This window comes from Azospirillum sp. A23 (genome assembly GCF_042938965.1).
In the GTDB taxonomy this organism is placed as follows: domain Bacteria; phylum Pseudomonadota; class Alphaproteobacteria; order Azospirillales; family Azospirillaceae; genus Azospirillum; species Azospirillum melinis.
On the sequence record NZ_CP170663.1, the window covers coordinates 697,371 to 719,019 of the forward strand.

The 21,649-nt window shown below is 68.4% G+C and carries 20 protein-coding genes; 12 read left to right on the forward strand and 8 right to left on the reverse strand.

Annotation, left to right across the window (positions count from 1 at the left end):
- Positions 1 to 47 precede the first annotated feature (47 nt).
- From ABNQ40_RS02965 to ABNQ40_RS03005, 9 genes are all read left to right on the forward strand, one after another.
- The gene (locus ABNQ40_RS02965) at positions 48 to 1,208 is read left to right on the forward strand and encodes a M20 aminoacylase family protein (protein WP_391345717.1); all 1,161 of its coding nucleotides are present in this window, start codon (positions 48 to 50) and stop codon (positions 1,206 to 1,208) included.
- A 232-nt stretch (positions 1,209 to 1,440) separates the two neighbouring features.
- The gene (locus ABNQ40_RS02970) at positions 1,441 to 2,739 is read left to right on the forward strand and encodes an FAD-binding oxidoreductase (RefSeq protein WP_109491072.1); all 1,299 of its coding nucleotides are present in this window, start codon (positions 1,441 to 1,443) and stop codon (positions 2,737 to 2,739) included.
- Positions 2,740 to 2,756: 17 nt separating this feature from the next.
- Positions 2,757 to 3,254 (forward strand): L-2-amino-thiazoline-4-carboxylic acid hydrolase, encoded by a 498-nt coding sequence (locus ABNQ40_RS02975; RefSeq protein ID WP_109050963.1) that lies wholly within the window; start codon positions 2,757 to 2,759, stop codon positions 3,252 to 3,254.
- A 53-nt stretch (positions 3,255 to 3,307) separates the two neighbouring features.
- Positions 3,308 to 4,417 (forward strand): ABC transporter substrate-binding protein, encoded by a 1,110-nt coding sequence (locus ABNQ40_RS02980; RefSeq protein ID WP_109050964.1) that lies wholly within the window; start codon positions 3,308 to 3,310, stop codon positions 4,415 to 4,417.
- A 51-nt stretch (positions 4,418 to 4,468) separates the two neighbouring features.
- Complete coding sequence (locus ABNQ40_RS02985; RefSeq protein WP_098736474.1) at positions 4,469 to 5,383, forward strand: branched-chain amino acid ABC transporter permease; 915 nt, start codon at positions 4,469 to 4,471, stop codon at positions 5,381 to 5,383.
- Entirely contained in the window at positions 5,370 to 6,422 is a 1,053-nt protein-coding gene (locus ABNQ40_RS02990; RefSeq protein WP_199235374.1) for a branched-chain amino acid ABC transporter permease, read from the forward strand. The genes ABNQ40_RS02985 and ABNQ40_RS02990 overlap by 14 nt, the downstream gene beginning before the upstream one ends.
- Positions 6,419 to 7,189 (forward strand): ABC transporter ATP-binding protein, encoded by a 771-nt coding sequence (locus ABNQ40_RS02995; protein WP_109050965.1) that lies wholly within the window; start codon positions 6,419 to 6,421, stop codon positions 7,187 to 7,189. The genes ABNQ40_RS02990 and ABNQ40_RS02995 overlap by 4 nt, the downstream gene beginning before the upstream one ends.
- On the forward strand, positions 7,186 to 7,896 hold the full coding sequence (locus ABNQ40_RS03000; protein WP_109050966.1) for an ABC transporter ATP-binding protein: 711 nt from the start codon (positions 7,186 to 7,188) through the stop codon (positions 7,894 to 7,896). Before ABNQ40_RS02995 ends, ABNQ40_RS03000 begins: the two co-directional genes overlap by 4 nt.
- 48 nt (positions 7,897 to 7,944) lie before the next feature.
- A complete protein-coding gene (locus ABNQ40_RS03005) occupies positions 7,945 to 8,421 on the forward strand; it encodes an L-2-amino-thiazoline-4-carboxylic acid hydrolase (RefSeq protein ID WP_109050967.1) in 477 nt (158 codons plus the stop codon).
- Here the strand turns inward: ABNQ40_RS03005 and ABNQ40_RS03010 are convergent.
- Together ABNQ40_RS03010 and ABNQ40_RS03015 are read right to left on the reverse strand one after the other, a co-directional pair.
- The gene (locus tag ABNQ40_RS03010; protein WP_109050968.1) at positions 8,408 to 11,155 is read right to left on the reverse strand and encodes an HAD-IC family P-type ATPase; all 2,748 of its coding nucleotides are present in this window, start codon (positions 11,153 to 11,155) and stop codon (positions 8,408 to 8,410) included. The two genes, ABNQ40_RS03005 and ABNQ40_RS03010, sit on opposite strands and share 14 nt — an antisense overlap.
- 157 nt (positions 11,156 to 11,312) lie before the next feature.
- The gene (locus ABNQ40_RS03015) at positions 11,313 to 12,077 is read right to left on the reverse strand and encodes an SDR family NAD(P)-dependent oxidoreductase (RefSeq protein ID WP_109050969.1); all 765 of its coding nucleotides are present in this window, start codon (positions 12,075 to 12,077) and stop codon (positions 11,313 to 11,315) included.
- Positions 12,078 to 12,180: 103 nt separating this feature from the next.
- Between ABNQ40_RS03015 and ABNQ40_RS03020 the strand changes: the two genes are divergently transcribed.
- Entirely contained in the window at positions 12,181 to 13,119 is a 939-nt protein-coding gene (locus ABNQ40_RS03020) for a LysR family transcriptional regulator (RefSeq protein ID WP_109050970.1), read from the forward strand.
- 12 nt (positions 13,120 to 13,131) lie between these two features.
- Here ABNQ40_RS03020 and ABNQ40_RS03025 read toward each other — a convergent pair whose 3' ends face one another.
- Genes ABNQ40_RS03025 through ABNQ40_RS03045 form a run of 5 tightly spaced genes read right to left on the reverse strand, consistent with a single transcriptional unit; the run spans position 13,132 to position 17,287 of the window.
- Positions 13,132 to 13,845, reverse strand: coding sequence for a histidine phosphatase family protein (locus tag ABNQ40_RS03025; RefSeq protein ID WP_109050971.1), 714 nt, complete (start codon positions 13,843 to 13,845; stop codon positions 13,132 to 13,134).
- Entirely contained in the window at positions 13,842 to 14,225 is a 384-nt protein-coding gene (locus ABNQ40_RS03030) for a DUF6285 domain-containing protein (protein ID WP_109050972.1), read from the reverse strand. Before ABNQ40_RS03030 ends, ABNQ40_RS03025 begins: the two co-directional genes overlap by 4 nt.
- Positions 14,226 to 14,253: 28 nt before the next feature.
- Positions 14,254 to 15,309: a phosphotransferase family protein gene (locus ABNQ40_RS03035; RefSeq protein WP_109050973.1), complete on the reverse strand. Its 1,056-nt coding sequence runs from the start codon at positions 15,307 to 15,309 to the stop codon at positions 14,254 to 14,256.
- Positions 15,306 to 16,502: an acyl-CoA dehydrogenase family protein gene (locus tag ABNQ40_RS03040; RefSeq protein WP_109050974.1), complete on the reverse strand. Its 1,197-nt coding sequence runs from the start codon at positions 16,500 to 16,502 to the stop codon at positions 15,306 to 15,308. Before ABNQ40_RS03040 ends, ABNQ40_RS03035 begins: the two co-directional genes overlap by 4 nt.
- Before the next feature lie 17 nt (positions 16,503 to 16,519).
- Positions 16,520 to 17,287 (reverse strand): SDR family NAD(P)-dependent oxidoreductase, encoded by a 768-nt coding sequence (locus ABNQ40_RS03045; RefSeq protein ID WP_109050975.1) that lies wholly within the window; start codon positions 17,285 to 17,287, stop codon positions 16,520 to 16,522.
- Positions 17,288 to 17,435: 148 nt separating this feature from the next.
- On the opposite strand from ABNQ40_RS03045, the gene ABNQ40_RS03050 reads away from it, so the two are divergent.
- A complete protein-coding gene (locus tag ABNQ40_RS03050; RefSeq protein WP_109050976.1) occupies positions 17,436 to 18,131 on the forward strand; it encodes a TetR/AcrR family transcriptional regulator in 696 nt (231 codons plus the stop codon).
- On the opposite strand, the gene ABNQ40_RS03055 is transcribed toward ABNQ40_RS03050, so the two are convergent.
- Entirely contained in the window at positions 18,128 to 19,735 is a 1,608-nt protein-coding gene (locus ABNQ40_RS03055) for a class I adenylate-forming enzyme family protein (RefSeq protein WP_109050977.1), read from the reverse strand. The two genes, ABNQ40_RS03050 and ABNQ40_RS03055, sit on opposite strands and share 4 nt — an antisense overlap.
- 275 nt (positions 19,736 to 20,010) lie before the next feature.
- On the opposite strand from ABNQ40_RS03055, the gene ABNQ40_RS03060 reads away from it, so the two are divergent.
- Positions 20,011 to 21,627 carry an alpha/beta fold hydrolase gene (locus tag ABNQ40_RS03060; protein WP_109050978.1) on the forward strand — a complete coding sequence of 539 codons (1,617 nt, stop codon included), beginning with the start codon at positions 20,011 to 20,013 and terminating at the stop codon, positions 21,625 to 21,627.
- Positions 21,628 to 21,649: the final 22 nt, after the last annotated feature.

Sequence of the window (21,649 nt, forward strand, 5' to 3'; positions counted from 1 at the left end):
ATTACCCCAGAGAATTGCTGGAACATAAGGACAAGACGATGGACGGGATGGTGACGGGGCTCGACGGGCTGACCGCGGACATGACGGATTGGCGGCGCGATCTGCACGCCCATCCGGAAACCGCCTTCGAAGAGCAGCGGACCAGCGACTTCGTGGCGGAAAAGCTGGCCTCCTTCGGGCTGGAGGTTCATCGCGGCCTCGCCAAGACCGGTCTGGTCGGGATCCTGCGCAATGGCGAGGGGCCGATGGTCGGCTTCCGCGCCGACATGGACGCGCTGCACATCCATGAGGAAACCAACCTTCCGCACAGCTCGCGCAATCCGGGGCGCATGCATGCCTGCGGTCATGACGGGCACACCGCCATGCTGCTGGGTGCCGCCCGCTACCTGACCGAACACCCCGATCTGTTCCGGGGCACCATCGTCTTCATCTTCCAGCCGGCGGAGGAGAATGAGGGCGGCGGCCGGGTGATGGTGGAGGAAGGGCTGTTCGACCGCTTCCCCGTCGAAAAAATCTTCGGCATGCACAACTGGCCGGGGCTCGAGGTCGGCCGCATTGCGCTGCGCCCCGGCCCGCTGATGGCAGCCTACGACATCTTCGAGCTGACCCTGACCGGCAAGGGCACCCATGCCGGCATGCCGCATATGGGGACCGACACGATCATGGTCGGCAGCCAGATCGTCTCCGCCCTTCAGACCATCGCCAGCCGCAGCGTCCATCCTATCGATTCGGCCGTCGTCAGCGTCACGCAGTTCCACGCAGGCGATACGTGGAATGTCCTGCCCGGCACCGCCGTTCTCCGCGGCACCGTCCGGACCTTCCGGCCGGAGGTTCAGGATCTGGTGCAGCGCCGCATGGGCGAGGTGGCGACCGCCATCGCCGCCGGGTTCGGAGTCGAGGCCAGCCTGCGCTACGAGCGGCGCTATCCGCCCACCACCAACAGCGCCGCGGAGACGGAACTGGCCCGGCGGGCGGCGGCACGCGTGGTCGGAGAACAGGCGCTCGACCTCGATCCGATGCCCAGCATGGGGGCGGAGGATTTCTCCTTCATGCTGCAAAAGCGGCCGGGCTGCTACGTCTGGGTTGGTGCCGGACCGTCGGACCAGGGCCGGAACCTGCACAGCCCGCACTATGATTTCAACGATGCGGTGCTGCCCATCGGCGCCAGCTATTGGGTGCGGCTGGCGGAAACCGTCCTGCCGAAATGATGCAGATCATGTACATGCGTCCCGATTTCCCGATCAGGACGCATGACATGAAAAAATTTCCGCGGAAAAATCTTGGGAATTGCGTACGTGTGTCCATTGTCCCATAGTTCGGCGGGAAACGGATGGCCCTAACTCCAAAAGGGGATAAGGGCATAGCGGATTTCAGCCGAACAGGGACGGGCGCGACGTGACGAACCAAGGGGCACATCAGGCGGCGGGCCAGGCGCAGGACATTCCGGGCCGGGGTGGCATCTGGCAGCGTCCGGACTCGCTGTGGGAGGCCACCGCCCCGCCGCCGCCCGCCCTGCCGGCGTTGCAGGACAGCGTGCAGGCCGACGTGCTGGTGATCGGCGGCGGCTTCACCGGGCTTTCCGCCGGTCTGCATGCGGCCGAGGCCGGGCGCCGCGTGGTGGTGCTGGAAGCGTCCGAACTGGGACGGGGTGCCTCCGGCCGCAACAATGGGCAGGTCATCCCGACGCTGACCCGCCCCGACCCCGCCGACCTCATCGACCGCTTCGGTTGGGAGAGCGGGGAGCGTTTGGTCGGGCTGATCCGGGACAGCGCCTCCACCCTGTTCGATCTGGTGCGCCGCCTCGGCATCGACTGCGCGGCGGAACAGACCGGCTGGGTTCAGCCGGTCCATTCGCCGGGCCGCATCAAGATCGCCGAGCGCCGGGCAACGCAATGGGGCAAGTTCGGCGCCGACGTCGAGTTGCTCGACCGCGCCGCCGTCTCCGCCATTCTCGGCACGGACGCCTATTTCGGCGGCTGGATGAACCGGACCGGCGGGCACATCAACCCGCTGGCGCTGGTGCGCGGGCTCGCCGCCAAGGTGGTCGCCGCCGGGGCGGCGGTCTACGTCAATTCCCCCGCCCTGTCGGTGCAGCGCCGCGGCGACTCCTGGGTCGCCCGCACCCCGCAGGGCATGGTGACCGCCGACTCCCTGGTGCTGGGCACCAACGGCTATACCGCCGCGATCTTCCCGGAAATCCGGACGGAGGTCGTGCCGGTCCTGTCCTGGCAGATGGCGACCGCCCCCCTGGGCGACAATGTCCGCAAAACCGTCCTGCCGGCCCGGCAGGCGATGTCGGACACCCATGGCGACCTGCGTTTCATGCGCTACACCGCCGACAACCGGCTGGTGACCGGCGGCGCGTTGCTGAACCCGGTGAATGGGGCGGAGCGGCTGAAGCGCATCGTCGGCGCCCGTCTGGCCGGGATGTTCCCGGCGCTGAACAGCGTCGGCTTCGACCATGTGTGGAACGGCCGCATCGCCATGACCACCGATTACTTCCCCCGTGTCCATCGGCTGGGGCCGAACGGCTTCGCCTGGGCCGGCTGCAACGGGCGCGGGGTGGCGCTGTCGGTCTCGCTGGGACGGGAACTGGCCCGCGCCGCCATCGGGCAGGATCCGAACGACCTCGCCCTGCCCTTCACCGCACCGACGCCCCTGCCCTTCAACGCCCTGCTGCAACGCATCGGGCCGCTGAAGATCCTGCAATACCGCTGGAACGACGCCCGCGAAGTCTGATCGAGGAGACTGCCAGCATGTCCGACAGCCCCGACTACCCCACCCTTCTGCGCAATGCCTACGCGATGCGCGCGGCGTCCTACGCCCACATGTTCGATGTGCTGCGCGAGCGTTTCGGCACCGAAACGGCGCTTGAGGTCGGACAGGAATCCACCCGCCGTCTCGGCGAGGCGATGGGCGTGAAATTTGCCGGGCATGGTCCCGACGACCTGACCGGCCTGTGCCATGCCTTCCTCGACGGCATTCCCAACCGCGACAGCATGTTCGCGCCGGAGATCAAGCGGTGCGACGGCGAGGCGCTGGAAATCCATTTCCACCGCTGCCCGCTGAAGGAAGCCTGGCAGGCGCAGGGCCGGTCCGACGCCGATCTGGAACTGCTCTGCAAGATGGCCGGCGCCATCGACGGCGGTCTGTTCGAGGCCGCCGGGTTCGTTTTCAAGGGCGAAACCTGGAAACCGGGCGACGAGGGCTGTTGCCGGCTGAAGGTCCTGCCCGGCGCCAGAGCCGCCGAATAAACGCGTGTCGCCGCAAAGCCTGCAAATACAGACAATAAGAGGGTGCCATCGCCATGAATTTCCGCCTCCTCACGCTGACGACCCTCACCGCCGCCGGAATCGCCGGTTCGGCTTTCGCCGCCGACACGGTCAAGCTCGGCTACCAGCTGCCGCTGACCGGCGACACCGCGCAGTACGGCCAGGACTTCCGCAAGGCCGCCGAGATCGCGCTGACCGAGTTCAACGCCGCCGGCAAGCCGTTCAAGGTTGAGATCGTCTTCGAGGACAGCCGCTCCGACGCCAAGGAGGGCACCAACATCGCCCGCAAGTTCGTGGATGACAAGGAGATCGTCGGCGTTCTGGGCGACTTCACCTCCGGCGTGTCGATGGCGGCGGCGCAGGTCTACAAGGACGCCGGCATGCCGCAGCTGTCGCAGACCGCCTCGCACCCCGACTACACCAAGATCTCCAAGTACCAGTTCCGCAACATCGCCACCCAGGCGCAGGAAGGCCCCTACAACGCCAAGTGGATGGCGACCAAGGGCTTCAAGAACGTCGCGGTGATCGCGGAACAGACCGACTGGGGCCAGTCGGTGGTCAGCGGCTTTTCCGACGCGGTCAAGGCCAACGGCGGCACCGTCGCCTTCTCGGAATTCTTCAACCGCGGCCTGAAGGACTACCGCTCGCTGATCAGCAAGCTCGAGCGTGCGAAGCCCGACGCGATCTACACCGGCTTCTTCTACGAGGACGGCGCGCAGTTCCTGAAGCAGTTGCAGCAGCTGGGCATCAAGACGCCGGTCTATTCGACCTCGGCGGCCTACAGCCCGAAGCTGATCGAGCTGGCCGGCGGAGCGGCGGAGGGCGTGCATCTGACCTCCAACTTCCTGCCGACCGACCCGTCGCCGAACGTCCAGCATTTCGTCGAAGAGTGGAAGAAGCGCTCCGACGGCGCGGTGCCCGGCCAGTTCCCGGCCCAGGCCTATGACGCGGTCCGCATCATGCTGGCGGCGGTCGAGAAGGCTTCGCCCAACCCGACCCGCGAGAAGGTGCGCGACGCGCTGGCTCAAACCAAGGACTTCCCCGGTGTGACCGGCAAGACCAGTTTCAGCGCCGACCGCGAGGCCGAGAAGGAACTGGTGAAGGTCGAGGTCAAGGGCGGCGCCTTCGTTCCGGTCGCCGACTGACGCCCCTCGGCAAACGATCCCCAGCGCCCCCTTCGCAGCGACAGAGCCCGCATGTTCGATCCCTATTATCTCCAGCAGCTCGCCATCGGCCTGTCGCTGGGCATGACCTACGCGCTGATGGCAATCGGCTTCACGCTGATCTTCGGCGTGCTGAACGTCGTCAACTTCGCCCATGGCGAGATCTACACGCTGGGTGCCTTCGCCGGGCTCGTGCTGATCTCGGCAACGGCGCCGCCCATCGTGGCGGTGATCCTGGGCGCGCTGGCAATCGGGGCGCTTGCGGGCTTCTCGCTGGAGCGGATCGCCTTCAAGCCGTTCCGCCGCTTCACCGACGAGGCGTCGCTGAAATCGCGGGCGATGCGGGAATCGACCCTGCTCTCCTCGCTGGCGGTGTCCATCGTGGTGCGCGAGGCGCTGGAGATCGTCTTCGGATCGCAGATGCGCTCCGTCCCCTTCGAGTACCTGATCAACACGCCGGTGCGTGTCGGCCCGGTGATCCTGGTGACCGGCGACTTTATCATCTTCGGCGTCGCCGCCGCCATGCTGATCGGCCTGCAATATCTGCTGACGCGTACCCGTGTCGGGCTGGCGATCCGCGCGGTGTCCAACAACCCGCTCGGCGCCAAGTATGTCGGCATCGACACCGACCGCACCATCATCACCACCTTCGTCGTCGGATCGATGATGGGGGCGGCGGCCGGCATCCTGATGGGGCTGTACTATGGCGCGGTCTTCCCCGCCATGGGCTTCACGCCCGGCATCAAGGCCTTCGTCGCCATGGTGATGGGCGGGCTGTCCTCCATCCCCGGTGCCGTGATCTGCGCGCTGATCCTCGGCATTTCGGAAAGCATGGCGACGACCTTCGTCTCGTCGGGCTGGTCGGACATGGTGGCCTACGGCTTCCTGATCCTGACGCTGATCTTCTTCCCCAACGGCTTGTTCGGAGCGCGCCGTGAACGCGTTTGAGACTGCGGCACCTGCCGATGGCCTGACCCGGCGCCGGGGCCTGCTGGTCCCGGCGTTGATCCTGCTGCTGGTCTTCGCGGCGCTTCCGGCGCTGCTGGCCGGTTTCGACCGCGGCTATTTCTATCAGATCGCCAATCTGGCGCTGATCTTCGTCCTGCTGTCGGCCTCCATGCATCTGGTGACGGGGGTGGCCGGGCTGCTGCATCTGGGGCATGCCGCCTTCTACGGCGTCGGCGCCTACACCGCGGCGCTGCTAACCTCCAAGCTGGGGCTTGGCTTCACCGTCACGCTGCCGCTGTCCGGTCTGGTGGCGGCGCTGGTCGCCTTCCTGGTGGCGCTGCCGACCATGCGGCTGGTCAGCATCTATTTCGCCGTGGCGACACTCGCCATCGGGCAGATGCTGTATCTGGTCATGCTGAACTGGGTGGACTTCACCAAGGGCCCCAACGGCATCATCGTTTCCAAGGGGTTCGAGCTGTTCGGGGTCAGCCTGTCCGGCCGCCTCGGTGCCTACTACACGGTGGCGACGGTGGTGACGCTGTCGGTCATCGCCATCGGCCGGCTCAGCCATTCCTATTACGGCAACGCCCTGCGCTCGATCCGCGAGGACGACCAGTGCGCCGACGCCATGGGGGTCAGCACCGTGCGGCTGAAGATGGAGGCCTTCACCCTGTCGGCCTTCTTCGCCGGGGTGGCGGGCGGCCTGTGGGCGCACATGACCGGCTACATCTCGCCGGGCGATTTCAAATTCTCGGAATCCATCCTGATCCTGGCGATGGTGGTGGTCGGCGGCCTGGGCAGCCTGCCGGGGGCGGTCATCGGCGCCCTGCTGCTGATCCTGCTGCCGGAAGGGCTGCGCGGCCTGGGCGACTTCCGCAACATCATGGTCGGTCTGGTGATGTTCCTCTCCATCCTGCTGCTTCCCAAGGGCCTGCTGGGCGAGGTCTCCGCCCTGCGGCTGGTGCGCCAACAGCTGGGTGCGGCATGGCGGACCACCGGCCCGGCAAATGGCAAGGGTGAAGGGATCGGCTGGCGATGACCCATCTTCTTGAAATCCGCAACGTCAGCCGCCGCTTCGGCGGCGTCCAGGCGGTCGGCGACGTCACCGCCCATGTGAACGAGGGCGAGCTGGTCGGGCTGATCGGACCGAACGGTGCCGGCAAGACCACGCTGTTCAACCTGATTTCCGGCTTCACCCCGCTGTCCGGCGGCACCGTCGCCTTTGCCGGCCGGACCATCAGCGGGATGACGCCCAATCAGGTGGCGCGACTGGGCATCAGCCGCACTTTCCAGAACCTGCGCGTCTTCCCCAACATGTCGGTCTTCGACAACGTGTCGGTCGGCGCCGTCGGCGCGCTGCCGCAGGGAGCGTTCGGCGCGCTGTTCGGCGGGCTCCACCGGCGTGGCCGCGACCGCTCCGCCGAGATCAGCCGCCGCACCTGGGAAGCGCTGGAGGCGGTCGGCCTGACCCATGTGGCGGCGGAGCTGGCGGCCAACCTGCCCTACGGCCAGCGCAAATATCTGGAGATCGCCCGCGCGCTCGCCATGCGGCCGCGCTTCCTGATCCTGGACGAGCCGGCGGCCGGACTGAACGACACCGAGACGCGCGATCTGGCCGCCTTCATCAAGCGGCTGCACGGACAGGGTCTGACCATCATGCTGGTCGAACACGACATGACGCTGGTCATGGGCATCTGCCAGCGCATCCTGGTGCTGGCCTCCGGCCGCAAGATCGCCGACGGCACGCCGGACGCGATCCGCAACGATGCCGCCGTCCTCGAAGCCTATCTTGGGGTGGATGAATGACCGCGCCTCTGCTCTCGATTGCGGACCTGCATGTCGCCATGGGGCCGCAGGAGATCCTGCACGGCGTCCGCCTGGATGTGCCGGAGGGTGCCATTGTCGCCGTGCTCGGCTCCAACGGCGTCGGCAAGACCACGCTGATGCGCACGGTGTCCGGCATCTACCGGGCGAAACAGGGAACCATCACCTTCCGCGGCCAGCCGATCGCCAACATGCCGGCCCACCGCATCGTCCAGCTTGGCCTGTCGCAGGCACCGGAAGGGCGGCAGATTTTCTCCAACATGAATGTCCGCGAGAATCTGGTGCTGGGCGGCGGCGATGTAGGGCTGGGGGAACTAGACCGCGTGCTGGCGATGTTCCCGATCCTGAGCGAGCGCCTGCGCCAGAATGCCGGATCGCTGTCCGGCGGCGAACAGCAGATGCTGTGCATCGCCCGCGCCCTGATGCGCCGGCCGAGCCTGCTTCTGCTCGACGAGCCGTCGCTGGGGCTGGCGCCGAAGATCGTGGCGCAGATCTTCGACCTGATCGGCCGCATCCGGGCCGAAGGGGTGTCGATCCTGCTGGTCGAACAGAACGCGCGCGCCGCCTTGCGCATCGCCGACCATGCCGCGGTGCTGGAGGACGGCCGGATCGTGCTGTCCGGCCCGGCCGACCAGCTCCGGGACGACCCGCGCATCGCCGAGGCCTATCTCGGCGGCCACGCCCATTGAAAGCCCATTGAAAACCCATCGACGCCACCTCATGGAAGGAAGCCAGTCATGACCCAGACCATGGGCATCCTCGAACGCCGCCGCATCGAGGCGGAAATCCTGAAGCCGGTCTATGAGGAGATGGCCGCCCGGCTGGGCGAAGCCACCGCGCAGGAGATCCTGGGGGCGGCGATCACCAAGGCCGCTCTGGCCGCCGCCAAATCCTTCGCCGCGACCGAGCCGGAGGGCACCAGCCTGAAAAGCTTCGCCGATCTTCAGCCGCTGTGGACCAAGGACGACGCGCTGCGGCTGGATGTGAAGCGGCAGGACGACACGCATTTCGACTACAACGTCACACGCTGCCGCTACGCCGAGATGTACCGGGAGATGGGGCTGGGCTCGATCGGGCACCTGCTGTCCTGCAACCGCGACGCCGCCTTCTGCACCGGCTACGACCCGCGCATCAAGATGGAGCGCACGCAGACCATCATGCAGGGCGCCGACCATTGCGACTTCCGCTATCGCTTCGAGGCTAAGGACGAATAGGCGCGGCGGTCAGGCGCTTTTCCAGCTCCATCAGCACGAACAGCGCGGCTCCGACGGCGGCCATCGCCGCCCAGGCGGTGACGCCGACCGGGGCCGTGCCGAACAGGGACTGCAAGGGCGGCGCATAGGTGAAGGCCAGTTGCAGCAGGGTCATCACCGCGATGGACAGCCAGACCGGCCGGCTGCCGGCCAGGGCGGACGGCAGCCCGGCCCGGCCATGCAGGTCGCGGGCGCTGAGCAGGAAGAAGATCTCGCCCACCACCAGGGCGTTGACGGCGATGGTCCGCGCCTCCTCGATGCCGTCGCCCTGCAAGCGGTGGAAGTGGAAGAAGCCGAAGCTGGAGGCCACCAGCAGGGCCAGCACCACCGCCATCCGTCGCACCAGCCGGCCGGTCAGGATCGGCTCGTCGCGCGGGCGCGGCGGGCGGGCCATGACGCCGGGTTCCGGCGCCTCGAAGGCCAGCGCCAGCCCCAGCGTCACCGCGGTCACCATGTTGACCCACAGGATCTGCACCGGCGTGATCGGCAGGATGCTGCCCGACAGCACCGCCAGCAGGATCACCACCGCCTGCGCTCCGTTGGTCGGCAGCATGAACAGGATGGTCTTGCGCAGATTGTCGTAGACGGTGCGCCCCTCCTCCACCGCATGGACGATGGAGGCGAAATTGTCGTCGGCCAGCACCATCGCCGCCACCTCCTTCGCCGCCTCGGTGCCGTTGCGGCCCATGGCGACGCCGATGTCGGCCCGCTTCAGCGCCGGGGCGTCGTTGACGCCGTCGCCGGTCATGGCGACCGTGTCGCCCGCCGCCTGGAGCGCCGCGATCAGGCGCAGCTTGTGTTCCGGGGTGGTGCGGGCGAAGACGCTGTTGGCCTGCGCCGCCGCGGCGAACCCGGCCTCGTCCAGCCGGTCCAGTTCCGGCCCGCCGATGACGCCGTCCGGCAGGCCGAAGCGCCGGCCGATGGCGGCGGCGGTAGCAGCATGGTCGCCGGTAATCATCTTCACCGTGATGCCGGCCTGCCGGCAGGCCGCGACCGCAACCAGCGCCTCTTCCCGCGGCGGATCGATCAGGCCGCAGAGGCCGAGCAGTTCCAACCCCTCGTCCCCCAAATCCTCGGCGATCAGTTCCGGCAAATTCACCGATGTGCGGCGCATCGCCAGAGCCAGGACACGCTGGCCCTGCCCGGCCAGTTCGGCGGTCACGGCGGACCAGTGCGGCCGGTCCAATGGCACCGTGCCGGCGCCGCGCCGCTCCCGCCCGCACAGCGCCAGCACCCGCTCCGGCGCCCCCTTCACCACCAGGATGCCATGGCCGGCATGGTCGTGATGCAAGGTCGCCATGTACTGGCGTTCGGATTCGAAGGGTAAGGCGTCGCGGCGCGGATAGCGCGTCGCCTCGCCGGCCGGGTCCAGCCCCGCCTTCATCGCCAGCGCCAGCAGCGCGCCGTCGGTTGGATCGCCGGCCAACTGCCACGCGCCGCCGGGATCGCGGTAAAGGGTGGCGTCGTTGCACAGCAGGGCGGCACGCGCCAAGTCCAGCAGCAGCGGTTCCCCGGCCGGATCGACCAGCCGCCAGTCTCCATCCAGGCTGCGACCGATCTCGCCTTCCGGCGCATAGCCGCTGCCGCCGGCGCGATAGCTGGCGTCGGCGGTGACGATGCCGGTCACCAGCAGTTCGTTGCGGGTCAGCGTGCCGGTCTTGTCGGTGCAGATGGTGCGGACGCTCCCCAGCATCTCGACCGCCGGCAGATGGCGGATGATGGCGTTGCGCCGCGCCATGCGGGTCACGCCCACCGCCATGGTGATGGTCATCACCGCCGGCAGCCCTTCCGGGATCGCCGCCACCGCCAGCCCGACCGCGGTCAGCACCATGTCCTGCCACGGGTCGCCATACACTGCCATGCCGAACAGGACGGTGACCGCCGCCAGCAGCAGGATGCCGCCGGTCAGCCAGCGGCCGAACCGCGCCATCGACACCAGCAGCGGCGTCGCCACCGTCGTGACCGAGGCCAGAAGATGGCCGATGCGACCGACCTCCGTCGCGTCGCCGGTCGCCACCACGATGCCGGTGCCCTGCCCCTGCACCACCATCGTCCCGGCATAGGCCATGCCGCCGCGGTCGCCCAGGGCCGCATCGGCGGCAACGGGTGCGGCGGACTTGGCGGTGGGCACGGATTCGCCGGTCAGCGCCGCCTCCTGCACCAGCAGGCCCTTGGTGCGGTCGAGCCGCAGGTCGGCCGGCACCCGGTCGCCGGACACCAGGAACACGCGGTCCCCCGGCACCAGCGTTTCCGCCGCCAGGGTCACGGCATGGCCGTCGCGCATCACCACCGCCTGAGGCGACAGCAGGGTACGGATGGCCTCCAGCGCCTGTTCGGCCTTGTCCTCCTGGATGTAGCCGATCAGCGCGTTAACCAGCACGACGCCGAAAATCACCCCGGCGTCCGTCCAGTGCCGCAGCAGCAGCGCCACCGTGCCCGATGCCAGCAGCACATAGATCAGCAGATTGTGGAACTGCGCCACGAACCGCATCCAGGCCGGCCGCCGCTTCGGCGGTGTCAGGCGGTTGGGGCCGAAACGCGCCAGACGCGCCGCCGCCTCCGCGCTATCGAGCCCGTCGGCCGGACTGCCGAGCCGTTCGGCAACGGCGCCGGCATCCAGCGCGTGCCAGGGAGCTTCGACAGGATTGTCGCGCGGTGCGGAGACGCCTGGGTCTGTGTCTGCCAGCGGTGGCATGCGATCTGCCTCCCCGGAGGAACCTGATCCCAAGGATGACACCTTACCCATGCCAGGAGAAGGGATTCGACCGGCTGGCCCGCTCCGCAACCGGCGCATGGTGGCCGACAACGGAGCGGACGCGACGAGTCCTCAGACCACGATCACAGCTGCACGGTCAAACCTGGGCCATGCCGCCGTCGGCGAACAGTTCGATGCCGTTGACGAAGCTGCTGTCGTCGGAGGCCAGGAAGACGGCGGCCTTGGCGATCTCGTCCGGGTCGCCGACACGGCCAAGCGGCACCTGGGCGGCCAGATAATCGACCAACCCCTGCTGCTGCGCCGCGTCCGGACCGGCCAACTCGACCAGACCCGGCGTGCGGACCGGACCGGGGCTGAGCGTGTTGATGCGGATGCCGCGATCCTTCAGGTCCAGGATCCAGCTGCGGGCGAAGTTGCGCACCGCCGCCTTGCTGGCGCTGTAGACGCTGAAAGCCGCCGTGCCCATGCTGCCCGCCGTCGAGCCGGCGAGGATCACCGAAGAGCCCTTGCCGAGCAGCGGCAGCGCCTTCTGCACGGTGAACAGCACGCCCTTCACATTGCGGTTGAAGGTGTCCTCATACTGCTCCTCGGTGATGGCGCCCAACGGCAGCATCCCACCGCCGCCGGCATTGGCGTAGAGCACGTCGAGCCGGCCGGCCTCGCTCTGGATTTGGGCATAGAGCCGGTCGAGATCGGCGAGGTTGGAAGAGTCCGCCTGCACTCCCGTCGCCTTGCCACCCGCCGCAACGATTGCCGCGACCGCGGCCTCCAGTTCCGTCTGGCGGCGGCCGGTGAGATAGACGGTGGCGCCTTCGGCGGCGAAGCGCTTGGCCGCGGCGAGGCCGATGCCGCTGTTGGCACCGGTGACGAGGGCGATCTTGCCGTCAAGCTTGCGTGACATCTGAAGTCTCCTTGGAATTGGGTTGTTCGCTGGAGACAAAGCTATCGACGGCACGATCTTACCGAAATAGAAATGACTGAAAACCATCGTTGCAGGATTGGCGATGTCGAAGCTGCCGGATTTCGAAGGGCTGGCGATGTTCGCCAAGGTGGTGGAGGAGCGTTCCTTCGCCGGTGCGGCCCGCGCCATGGGGGTTTCGGTCGCCACTGTGTCGCGCGCGGTCAGCCGGCTGGAGGAGCGGCTGGGCGCGCGGCTGTTCAACCGCACCTCCCGCCGGCTGGCCCTGACCGACTTCGGGCATTCCCTGGCGGAGCGGGCGACCCGCCTCTATGACGAGGCGGAGGCGGCGGAGAATGCGGTGCGCGAGATGTCCAGCCGTCCGCGCGGCCTGATCCGCTTCGCGGTGCCGATGTCCTTCGGGTTGCGCTGGGTGGCGCCGCTGCTGCCGGACTTCTTCCGCCTCTATCCGGAGATTTCCATCGACCTGCACCTGAGCGACGCCGTCGTCGATCTGGTCGGGGACGGCTTCGATGCGGCCCTGCGCGTCGCAGTGCTGCCGGACAGTTCGCTGGTGGCGCGACGGCTGTGCGGAGTATCGCCGGTGGTGCTCGCCGCCCCCGGCTATCTCGCCCGCCATGGCGAGCCGCGGCACCCGCGCGATCTGAACGGCCACCATTGCCTGGGCTATGCCTATCGCCGACGGCAGGATATCTGGCATTTCACCAACAGCGCCGGCGAGGAGGAAAGCGTCACCCCGACCGGCCCACTGCGCGTCACCAATGCCGACGCGCTGGTGCCGATGCTGCTGGACGGGCTGGCCATTGCCGAACTGCCGGAGTTCATGGCGGCGGAGCATCTGGCCGACGGAACACTGACCGCCATCCTGACCGACTGGTCGCTGCCCAAGGGGGGCCTCTACTTCATTACGCCGTCGGCCCGCACACGGCCGGCCAAGGTCGGCGTGCTGGCCGATTTCCTGATCGAGCGGCTGTCGGACCCGGTCTGGCGGCGTCAGATCGACGGCATGAAGCCGGAGAAATAACGGTCTGGGCCATCAATCCAGAGCCAGCAACGGGCCGAACGCCTCCTCCAGGCTGCTGCGGTGCAGGCCGATCTTCGCGGGATTGCCGGGCGTCAGGTTGACCGCGCGGATCAGGCGGCGCACCACCCGGTCGGCCGTTACATCGATGTCGATGATGTTGATGCAGCCGTAATCCTGTTCGAAGGCCGACAGGGCGGACAGGCCGGCGCCGCAGGCCCAGGACAGCAGCATGCGGTTCACCCCGTCATGGGCGACCAGCGCCAGATGGGTCCAGTCCGGTTGCCTCACCAGCGCCTCGATGGCGGTCACCACCCGGTCGCGCACGGCGGCGAAGCCGTCGCCACCGGCGAAACGTCCATCCTCCGCCGCCGCTTCGAAGCCATAGACATAGGCGGCCTCGCGCCGCTCCTTCGGCACTTCCGACAGGCGGCCGGCGCGGATTTCCAGAAAGTCGGGATCGTCCTCCACCGGCAGCCCATGCGGAGCGGCCACCAGTTCGGCCGTCTGCCGCGTGCGGGCGAGGCCGGAACACAGCACGCGGTCCAGCGGCGCACCGGCCAGCAGGGTTCCCGCCGTCCGCGCCTCCTCCCGGCCGCGGTCGGTCAGCGCGGCAAGCTTCGGATTCAGCGGCTTGCCGTCGGCATCGTAATAGGCGACGTGACCGTGGCGCAGCAGGTAGAGGCGACGGCGGGCGACCGTTCCTTCCAGGGGCGGAAACAGGCTCATAGGCCGGGTTCCCGCCGTTCCGCGGACAGCCGCTTGGGGTTGCTCACCGCCAGTCTTGCCAACGTGATGTCCTTCAGGACCGCCCGCAAGGCCGACTGCCGGTCCGGTGCGTCGAAGCGCCCGGCGTCGATGGCGGCGCAGAGCCGCGGCAGCAGGGTTGGCAGGTCGCCGGTTTCGCCCAGCAGGTCGCCGACGGCGGCTGCCAAGGCGGGCTCGGCGCTGGGGCCGGCGGCGAGTTCCCGTTCGGCCGTCCCCAGCGCGTTGGCGATCATCAGTGCGGTGAAGCGCTGGTCGGCCGGCACCACCGGCAGGATCGCCTCGCGAAAGCTGCGCAGTGCGATGGCGACCAGATCGCGGGCGCCGGGATCGTCGTTGATCATGCCCCGTCTCCGATCATGGCGTCTCCGATCATGGCGCGGCCTCGACGGCATCGAGGTGGCGCAGCAAATCCATTTCGATCTCCGGCAGCATCCGGCCGGTCAGCGCCAGTTCCAGCGACGGCTCGGTGCCGGAGATGTGGCGGTCGGCCTGCTGGATGGCGATGACCGCCCAGCGCATGCAGGCCGCGGCCTCCCAATAGGCGACGGCGACAGGGTCCACCCTGCGTCCGGCGGTTTCCTCGTAGCCGGCATAAAGGTCGGCGCGGTCGGCGATGCCGCCGGCCTCGCGGTCGTTGCGGCCGAAACGCCAGCAGGCGGCGCAGAACCAGCCCAGATCCTCCATAGGATCCGACCAGCCGGCGAACTCCCAATCGATGATCGCGGTCAGCCTGTCGCCATCAACCATGTAGTTGCCGGTGCGATAGTCACGATGGCACAGCACGAGATCGCCGGCCGGCGGTGCGTTCCGCTCCAGCCAGCGCAGGCCATAGGCCAGCACCGGATCGGTGGCGGCGTAGCGCCCGGCCCAGCGGCGGAAATCTCCCACCGCCTGCAAGGCCGCCGTCGGTTCCGGCAGCGCCAGGAACTCCAGCCCTGCCAACTCCGGCCCTGGCGCACCCGGCCGCACCCGGTGAATCAGGCCGAGCTGCCGGCCGAGTTCACGGGCCAACTCGCGCCGCGGCTCCTCGCTCTTGACGATGCGGAAGCCGGCGGCGACGCCCGTCGCGCGCCGCATGATGTAGAAGGGCGCCCCCAGCATCGCCGGATCGGCGCCCACGAACAGCGGCTCCGGCACAGTGGCGCCGGCGGCGAAGACGGCGCGCAGGACCGCGGCCTCCTCCGCCTTGCCCAGGCTGGCCGAGACGCCGGACGCCGATCCGGTGCGCAGCACGCAAGGATGGCGACCGGATTGCGGCCCGCCGTCGATTTCCAGTGTCACCGCGAGGTTGAGCGAGATGGCGCCGCCGCTCAGCCGTCCCTCGTCGATCACGGTGACCGACCGCGCCCCGGCCTGCCCGGTCAGCCAGCCTTCGAGAGCGGCCTTCCGATCCGGATCGAGACCGGCCTTCCCGCCGCCGCTCACCGCCAGCCCCAGAAATCGTCGCCCTCGGCGAGGTAGCTGCGGCTCAACACCATCTTATGGACCTCCGACGCGCCGTCGACCAGCTTGGCCTGCCGGGCGTAGCGGTAGATCCATTCCAGCACCGTGTCCTTCGAATAGCCGCGCGCACCGCAAAGCTGGATCGCCGTGTCCGCCGCCTTGAACAGCGTGTCGGCGACCTGGACCTTGGCCATCGACACCTCCTTGCGGGCGAAGCTGCCGCTGTCCAGCGCATGCGCCGCCTTCATGGTCAGCAGCCGGCCGATCTCGATCTGCATCGCCGTCTCGCCCAGCATCCACTGCACGCCCTCATGCTCGGCCAGCGGAATCCCGAAGCTTTCGCGTTCCTTCACATAGGCGCCGGCAATCTCCAGGCAGCGCTTGGCGAGGCCGGTCCAGCGCATGCAGTGGGTCAGCCGCGCCGGCCCGAGCCGGATCTGCGTCACCTTCAGCCCGTCGCCGACCTTCATCACCACATTCTCGTCCGGGATTTCCAGCCCGTCGAAGATCAGCTCGCAATGGCCGCCATGCTCCTCCGGCCCCATGATCGGGATGCGGCGCTCGATGCGCCAGCCGGGCTGGTCCTTGTCGAACAGGAAGGCGGTCAGCCCCTTGCGCGGATCGTCCGACGTGCGCGCCATCAGGATGAAGTGCTGCGCCGCGTCGGCCCCGGTGATGAACCATTTGCGCCCCGTCACCACCCAGCGGTCGCCCTTGCGCTCCGCCCTGGTCTTCATCATCGACGGGTCGGAGCCGCCGCCCGGATGCGGTTCGGTCATGGCGAAGGCGCTGCGCACCCGTCCCTCGACGATGGGGGCGAGCCAACGCTCCTTCTGGGCGGGCGTGCCGACCATGCTCAGCAGCCGCATGTTGCCGTCGTCGGGTGCGGCGGCGTTGAAGCAGACCGGGCCGAAGATGGAGCGGTTCATCTCCTCGTAGCAGGCGGCGACGCCGACCATCGGCAGGCCGTGGCCGCCGACCTCCTTCGGCAGTTGCAGGGTCCACAGCCCGGCCGCCTTCACCTTGGTACGCAACGCTTCCAGCGGCGCTTCGGCGATGTTCTCGTGCTCATCCCAGTTGGCGCGGTCGGCTTCAACGGGAAGGATCTCGTCCTCGGCGAAAGCGCGGACACGGCGGCGATAGTCTTCCAGCTCCGCGGGAAGGGTGAAATCCATTGAACCGCTCCGTTCGTTCAGAGGGAGGAAACCAGATGGCCGCCATCGACGGCCAGAACCGATCCGGTCATGTAGGCGCCGGCATCCGACGCCAGCAGAAGCAGCGGCCCGTCGAGATCGGCCAGCCGGCCGAGCCGGCGCTGGGGGATGCGCTTGACCAGCGCCTTGCCGGCATCGCTGGCGAAGAAATCGGCGTTCAGCTCGGTCTCGACATAGCCGGGGCAGAGCGCGTTGACCCGGATGTCATAACGCGCCAGTTCCAGCGCCATCGCCTTGGTCAGATGCACCAGCCCGCCCTTGGCGGCGATGTAGGACGAGACCTGCCCCGCCACCCGCATGCCGAGGATGGAGGCGATGTTGACGATGGCCCCGCCCTGCTTATCGTCGCGCATGCGCTGCGCCACCGCACGCGCCACGCGGGCGCAGCCGGTCAGGTTGGTGTCGATCACCCGATCCCACTCCTCCTCGCTCATGTCGAGGAAGGGGCGGGTGGCGGTGACGCCGGCATTGTTGACGAGAATGTCGATGCGGCCCAGCGCGCCCCACGCTTCGCCGACCGCGGCGGCGACGGAGGCGGGGTCGGTGACGTCCATCGCGACGACGACGGCGCTGCCGCCGGCAGCCTCGATGGCGGACCGCGTTTCGGCCAGCGCCTCAGTCCGCCGCGCGGCCAGCGCCACGCGGGCGCCCGCCTTCGCCAGAACAGCGGCGAAGTGGCGGCCCAGGCCGCTGGAGGCGCCGGTGACCAGTGCCGTCCTGCCGGTCAGATCGATGGAGACGCTCATGCTTCCTCCCATGGTCGGGATCGTTTGGCGAGGCGACGGGGCAGAGCCACATCGGCACTCTTGAAAAATCGAGCGAGCGCTCGCTTTATATCCTTGGCGCCGATGATGTGCAAGAACGATCGGCATCGCAAACGATAGGACAGCCGGTATGAACAGCTTGCGCGACTTCCAGGCACGGCACGATCTGTCGATGGAGGCGCTGTGCGCCCGCATCCTGGAGCGGCATGCCGCGACCATCCGGATCAAGAAGCCGGCGGTCGCCATCGGCAATCTGGCGCGCATCGTCGAAACCACGCTGATGCTGGCGAACCGCAAGGGCTTCCACTCCACCAGCCTGCGCGATCTGACCGAACAGTCGGGGCTGAGCATGGGGGCGCTTTACGCCTATTTCGACAGCAAGGACACGCTGCTGATGATGATCCTGGGCCAGGTCGTCAGCGTGGTGGAGGAGGTGCTGGGCCACCCGCCCGACGGGCTGGCGAACGACCCGGCCGCCCGGCTGCGCTGGATGCTGAGCACCCACCTGTTCCTGACCGAGACCATGCATCCCTGGTTCGTCTTCGCCTATATGGAAGCCAAGTCCTTCCCCAAGGACGGGCGCGACCTTGCCGTCACCAGCGAGATGCTGACGGAGAGCATGATCGCCGACGCGCTGGCCGACGGCGTCGCCCGCGGTCTGTTCGCCATGCCCGACGTGACGATGACGGCGGCGCTGATCAAGCCGATGCTGCAGGACTGGTACGTGAAACGCGCCAAGCACCGCCGCCGCGGCATCACGCCCGACCTCTATGCCGAGCAGTTGATCGCCTTCGTCGAGGCGGCGGTGGGGCTGAGGACGGCCTAAACGGCCGTCACCTGATCGCGCAGCACCCGCTTGGTCACCTTGCCGTTGGCGTTGCGCGGCAGCGCGTCGCCCAGCAGCGTGACGTAATCGGGCACCTTGTACTCGGCGAGGCTGGCGCGACAGAAGTCGCGCACGTCGTCTTCGGTCAGACTGCCCGACTTTGAAATGACGAAGACGTGGATCTTCTCGCCCAGCACCGGATCGGGATGGGCGACCACCGCCGCCTCCACCACGTCCGCATGGCGGACCAGCAGGTTTTCGACCTCTACGCTGTAGATCTTGTGGCCGCCGCGGTTGATGACGTCGTTCTTGCGGTCGTGGAGCCGCAGATAGCCGCGCCCGTCCAGTGTGCCGATGTCGCCGGACCGCCAATAGCCGTCCACGAAGCTGTCGCGGGTGGCGTCCTCGCGGTTCCAATAGCCGCGGATCGTCATGGGGCCGCGGATCCACACCTCCCCGCTCACCCCCGGCGGGCATTCGCGGCCCTGATCGTCGACGATGCGCAGGTCGCCGCAGGGCACGCACATGCCGACCGAATCCAGGCAGGCGCGGGTGTGGCCGATGGGGACGACGCTGATGATGGTGGCGCATTCCGTCGAACCGTAGGCGTTCAGCAGATGCAGGTCGGGCAGCCGCTCCGCCATCGCCTCCACCGTCGCTTCCGGCATCGGAGCGCCGCCGAAGCCGCCGATCCGCCAGGACGACAGGTCGTAACGGCTGAAATCGGCACGCAGCAGGCAGAGATTGTACATGGCCGGCACCAGCACAGTGGTGGTCATGCGCTCCCGGCTCGCCAGTTCCAGGAACCCGGCGACATCGAAGGCGGGCATCATCACGGTGCAGCCGGCGACCCGGATCATCGCCATGACGACGGCAACCAGCCCGGTGACGTGGGAGGCCGGAACCGCCAGCACCGCCCGCTCGCCCTCGCGATAGTCCCAGCATTCCTCGAAATGCATGGCGGAATGGATGATGTTCACATGGGCCAGCAGCGCACCCTTCGGCTTGCCGGTGGTGCCGGAGGTGTAGAGGATGACGGCGGTGTCCTCCTCCCGCTGCGGTTCCGCGGACTGTGGAAGGTCGGCGGCGGTTTCCAGCAACTCCTCGAAGGGCCGGCAGCCGTCCACCGCTCCGCCGGCGGAGAAGCGCGAGACGAGCGACGGCACTTCCGCGGCATCGGGCATCCGGTCGGCGAGGCCCGAGTCATGGATCAGGATGGAGGCGCCACAGTCGTTCAGGATGCCGGCGATGCCCGGCCGCTGCTCCCGCGCGCTGACCGGCACCGCGACGATGCCGGCGCGGGCCGCCGCCAGCAGGGCGATGAGGAACTCCGCGCGGTTGGACAGGACAAGCGCCATGCGGTAGCCCGGCTGGGCGCCTTGCGCCAGCAGGGACGCGGCGGCGCGCGTCACCAGTGCGTCCAGCCGTCCATAGCTGTAACGCCGCTCCCCATCCACCAGCGCCTCTTCGTCCGGCCGGCGCGCGACGGCGGCGCGGAACATGGCGTCGATGGTGACCGGACGCTCGCTGTAGCACGGTACGAGGCGCGTGCCGAAAAGCAGCTCGCGCCGTTTGGAAACGCCGATCCCGTCCGGCCAGGCCATGCCGTTCCTCCCTGACGATGAAATTGGATTTTCTGGTGGAGTTTCTGGATTCGGGCGATGCCGGGGGCTCGAAGCTCTGCGGCCCCACCGGCACCGCACTTGTCGGTGTCGCAGAAACTATGTCATTCTATGAACTGAGTGTCAAATAGTGACACCATCAGCGTAGCGAACATAGTGCCCGACGCGAGCGGAACCGACGCTTCGCGCGGCCATCTCCCACTTCCGCACATCATCGAAGAGCAGGCGCCTGACGCCAGCCAATCGGGAGGAAACCGATGTCGACACCCCATTACGTGACCCTCGCCGACAGCCAGATGCGTGTCTGGCGCAGCGGATCGGGTCCGGACCTGTTGATCCTTCCCGGCCTGATCGAAGCGGCCTCCGTCTGTGTCGACCGGCTGGCGGGTGCCCTGCCGGGTTGGACCGTCACCGCGCTCGACCTGCCGGGAACCGGCGGGTCGGTCACAAGCTGGGCGGACGACGTCGCCGGGCTGGCCCGCCTGATCGCCGATGCCGCCGGCCGGCTCGGCCTGACCGGCTGCCCGCTGCTGGCCTTCGACCTTGCGGCCCCTCTGGCACGCGCTCTGCCCGCAACGGGGTGGCAGCCGGACGGCGTGCTGCTGGTCGACACCGCCATGGCGGAGGGGTGGAGCGAACGGGACTTGCGCCCCGCCCCGCTGACTCCTCGTGCGGATGGCACCCATCTGGCGGTGCTGTGGGCGCATCTGCGCGACGCCCATGTTCTGGAACCGCGCGACGCCAGCCATCCGGCCAGGAGCGGCGCTCCCTTGTCCGCTCCGCCTGAGCTGGATGCGATGCTGCGCAGCGCCGCCGTCGCACCGGACCGGTATGGGGCGCTGTGGTCGCTGTGCCTGGACGCCATGCGCGCAGAGACCGGCTCTGCCGCCGGGGAGAGTCGCATCGATGGGCTGGCGGCGGTCGCGAAGCATCTGGCATCGATGGCCGCCGGCCGGAAAGCCGCCGCTGCGCAGCCGCCGGCCCGGCCTTTCGCCGATCCGCTGCGGGTCTGGCACGACTACGCCGACACGCCCCATGGCCGTGTCCATCTGCGCCGCGCCGGGCGCGGCCGGCCGCTGCTGGCTTTCCAGTCGGCGCCGGGCTCGTCGGCACCGCTGCTGCCGCTGCTGCACGGGCTGGCGGCGGAACGGGAGGTCATCGCGCCCGACTATCTCGGCAATGGCGACTCCGACAAGCCGGAGCGTGCGGTGGACATCGGCGCGCTGGCCGACGACATGCTGGCGCTGGCCGACGCGCTCGGCCTGGACAGCTTCGACCTGTGGGGAACCCATACCGGCGCGCTGGTGGCGCTCGACCTGACGGTTCGCCATCCCGCGCGGATCGGCCGCGCCGTACTGGAAGCGCCGGTGCTGATCCCGGCAGACTTCAGCGCCGACATCCTCGACCATTACTTCCCGGCGCTGGCCGCCGACCGCTGGGGACTGCATCTGCTCCAGGCCTGGAACATGCGGCGCGACATGTTCCTGTTCTGGCCGTGGTACCGGCAGGAACGCGCCGCCGCCCGCGACATCGGCGTCCCGGCCGCGGCGGTGCTGCATGACTGGACCATGGGGCTGCTGGCGAGCGGCGGCCATTACGACCGCTCCTACCGCGCCGCCTTCCGCTACGACACGCGGGCGGCCCTGGTGCGCCTGACCCGTCCGGCCCTGATCTGCGCCGGTCCGGCCGACATGCTGGTCGAAGGGCTGGCGGAGGCGAAGACGCTCGCCCCGGCCGGAACGGAGGTCACACCGACACCCGCCACCGTCTGGTATCCTGGTCAGGGTGCCCAGGCGGTGCGCGAAACCATCGACTGCTACGCCGCCTTCCTCGCTGGAAAGCCGGGTACGGCGAATCCGCACCCGGTGTCATAAGGCGATACTATTGCCACCCCAG

What these genes read in the sequence shown, in the direction of transcription:
- ABNQ40_RS02965 (WP_391345717.1), top strand. Translation starts at nt 48, where the DNA reads ATGGTGACGGGGCTCGACGGGCTGACCGCGGACATGACGGATTGGCGG.
- ABNQ40_RS02975 (WP_109050963.1), top strand. Translation starts at nt 2,757, where the DNA reads ATGTCCGACAGCCCCGACTACCCCACCCTTCTGCGCAATGCCTACGCG.
- ABNQ40_RS02980 (WP_109050964.1), top strand. Translation starts at nt 3,308, where the DNA reads ATGAATTTCCGCCTCCTCACGCTGACGACCCTCACCGCCGCCGGAATC.
- ABNQ40_RS02985 (WP_098736474.1), top strand. Translation starts at nt 4,469, where the DNA reads ATGTTCGATCCCTATTATCTCCAGCAGCTCGCCATCGGCCTGTCGCTG.
- ABNQ40_RS02995 (WP_109050965.1), top strand. Translation starts at nt 6,419, where the DNA reads ATGACCCATCTTCTTGAAATCCGCAACGTCAGCCGCCGCTTCGGCGGC.
- ABNQ40_RS03000 (WP_109050966.1), top strand. Translation starts at nt 7,186, where the DNA reads ATGACCGCGCCTCTGCTCTCGATTGCGGACCTGCATGTCGCCATGGGG.
- ABNQ40_RS03005 (WP_109050967.1), top strand. Translation starts at nt 7,945, where the DNA reads ATGACCCAGACCATGGGCATCCTCGAACGCCGCCGCATCGAGGCGGAA.
- ABNQ40_RS03010 (WP_109050968.1), bottom strand. Translation starts at nt 11,155, where the DNA reads ATGCCACCGCTGGCAGACACAGACCCAGGCGTCTCCGCACCGCGCGAC.
- ABNQ40_RS03015 (WP_109050969.1), bottom strand. Translation starts at nt 12,077, where the DNA reads ATGTCACGCAAGCTTGACGGCAAGATCGCCCTCGTCACCGGTGCCAAC.
- ABNQ40_RS03020 (WP_109050970.1), top strand. Translation starts at nt 12,181, where the DNA reads ATGTCGAAGCTGCCGGATTTCGAAGGGCTGGCGATGTTCGCCAAGGTG.
- ABNQ40_RS03025 (WP_109050971.1), bottom strand. Translation starts at nt 13,845, where the DNA reads ATGAGCCTGTTTCCGCCCCTGGAAGGAACGGTCGCCCGCCGTCGCCTC.
- ABNQ40_RS03030 (WP_109050972.1), bottom strand. Translation starts at nt 14,225, where the DNA reads ATGATCAACGACGATCCCGGCGCCCGCGATCTGGTCGCCATCGCACTG.
- ABNQ40_RS03040 (WP_109050974.1), bottom strand. Translation starts at nt 16,502, where the DNA reads ATGGATTTCACCCTTCCCGCGGAGCTGGAAGACTATCGCCGCCGTGTC.
- ABNQ40_RS03045 (WP_109050975.1), bottom strand. Translation starts at nt 17,287, where the DNA reads ATGAGCGTCTCCATCGATCTGACCGGCAGGACGGCACTGGTCACCGGC.
- ABNQ40_RS03050 (WP_109050976.1), top strand. Translation starts at nt 17,436, where the DNA reads ATGAACAGCTTGCGCGACTTCCAGGCACGGCACGATCTGTCGATGGAG.
- ABNQ40_RS03055 (WP_109050977.1), bottom strand. Translation starts at nt 19,735, where the DNA reads ATGGCCTGGCCGGACGGGATCGGCGTTTCCAAACGGCGCGAGCTGCTT.
- ABNQ40_RS03060 (WP_109050978.1), top strand. Translation starts at nt 20,011, where the DNA reads ATGTCGACACCCCATTACGTGACCCTCGCCGACAGCCAGATGCGTGTC.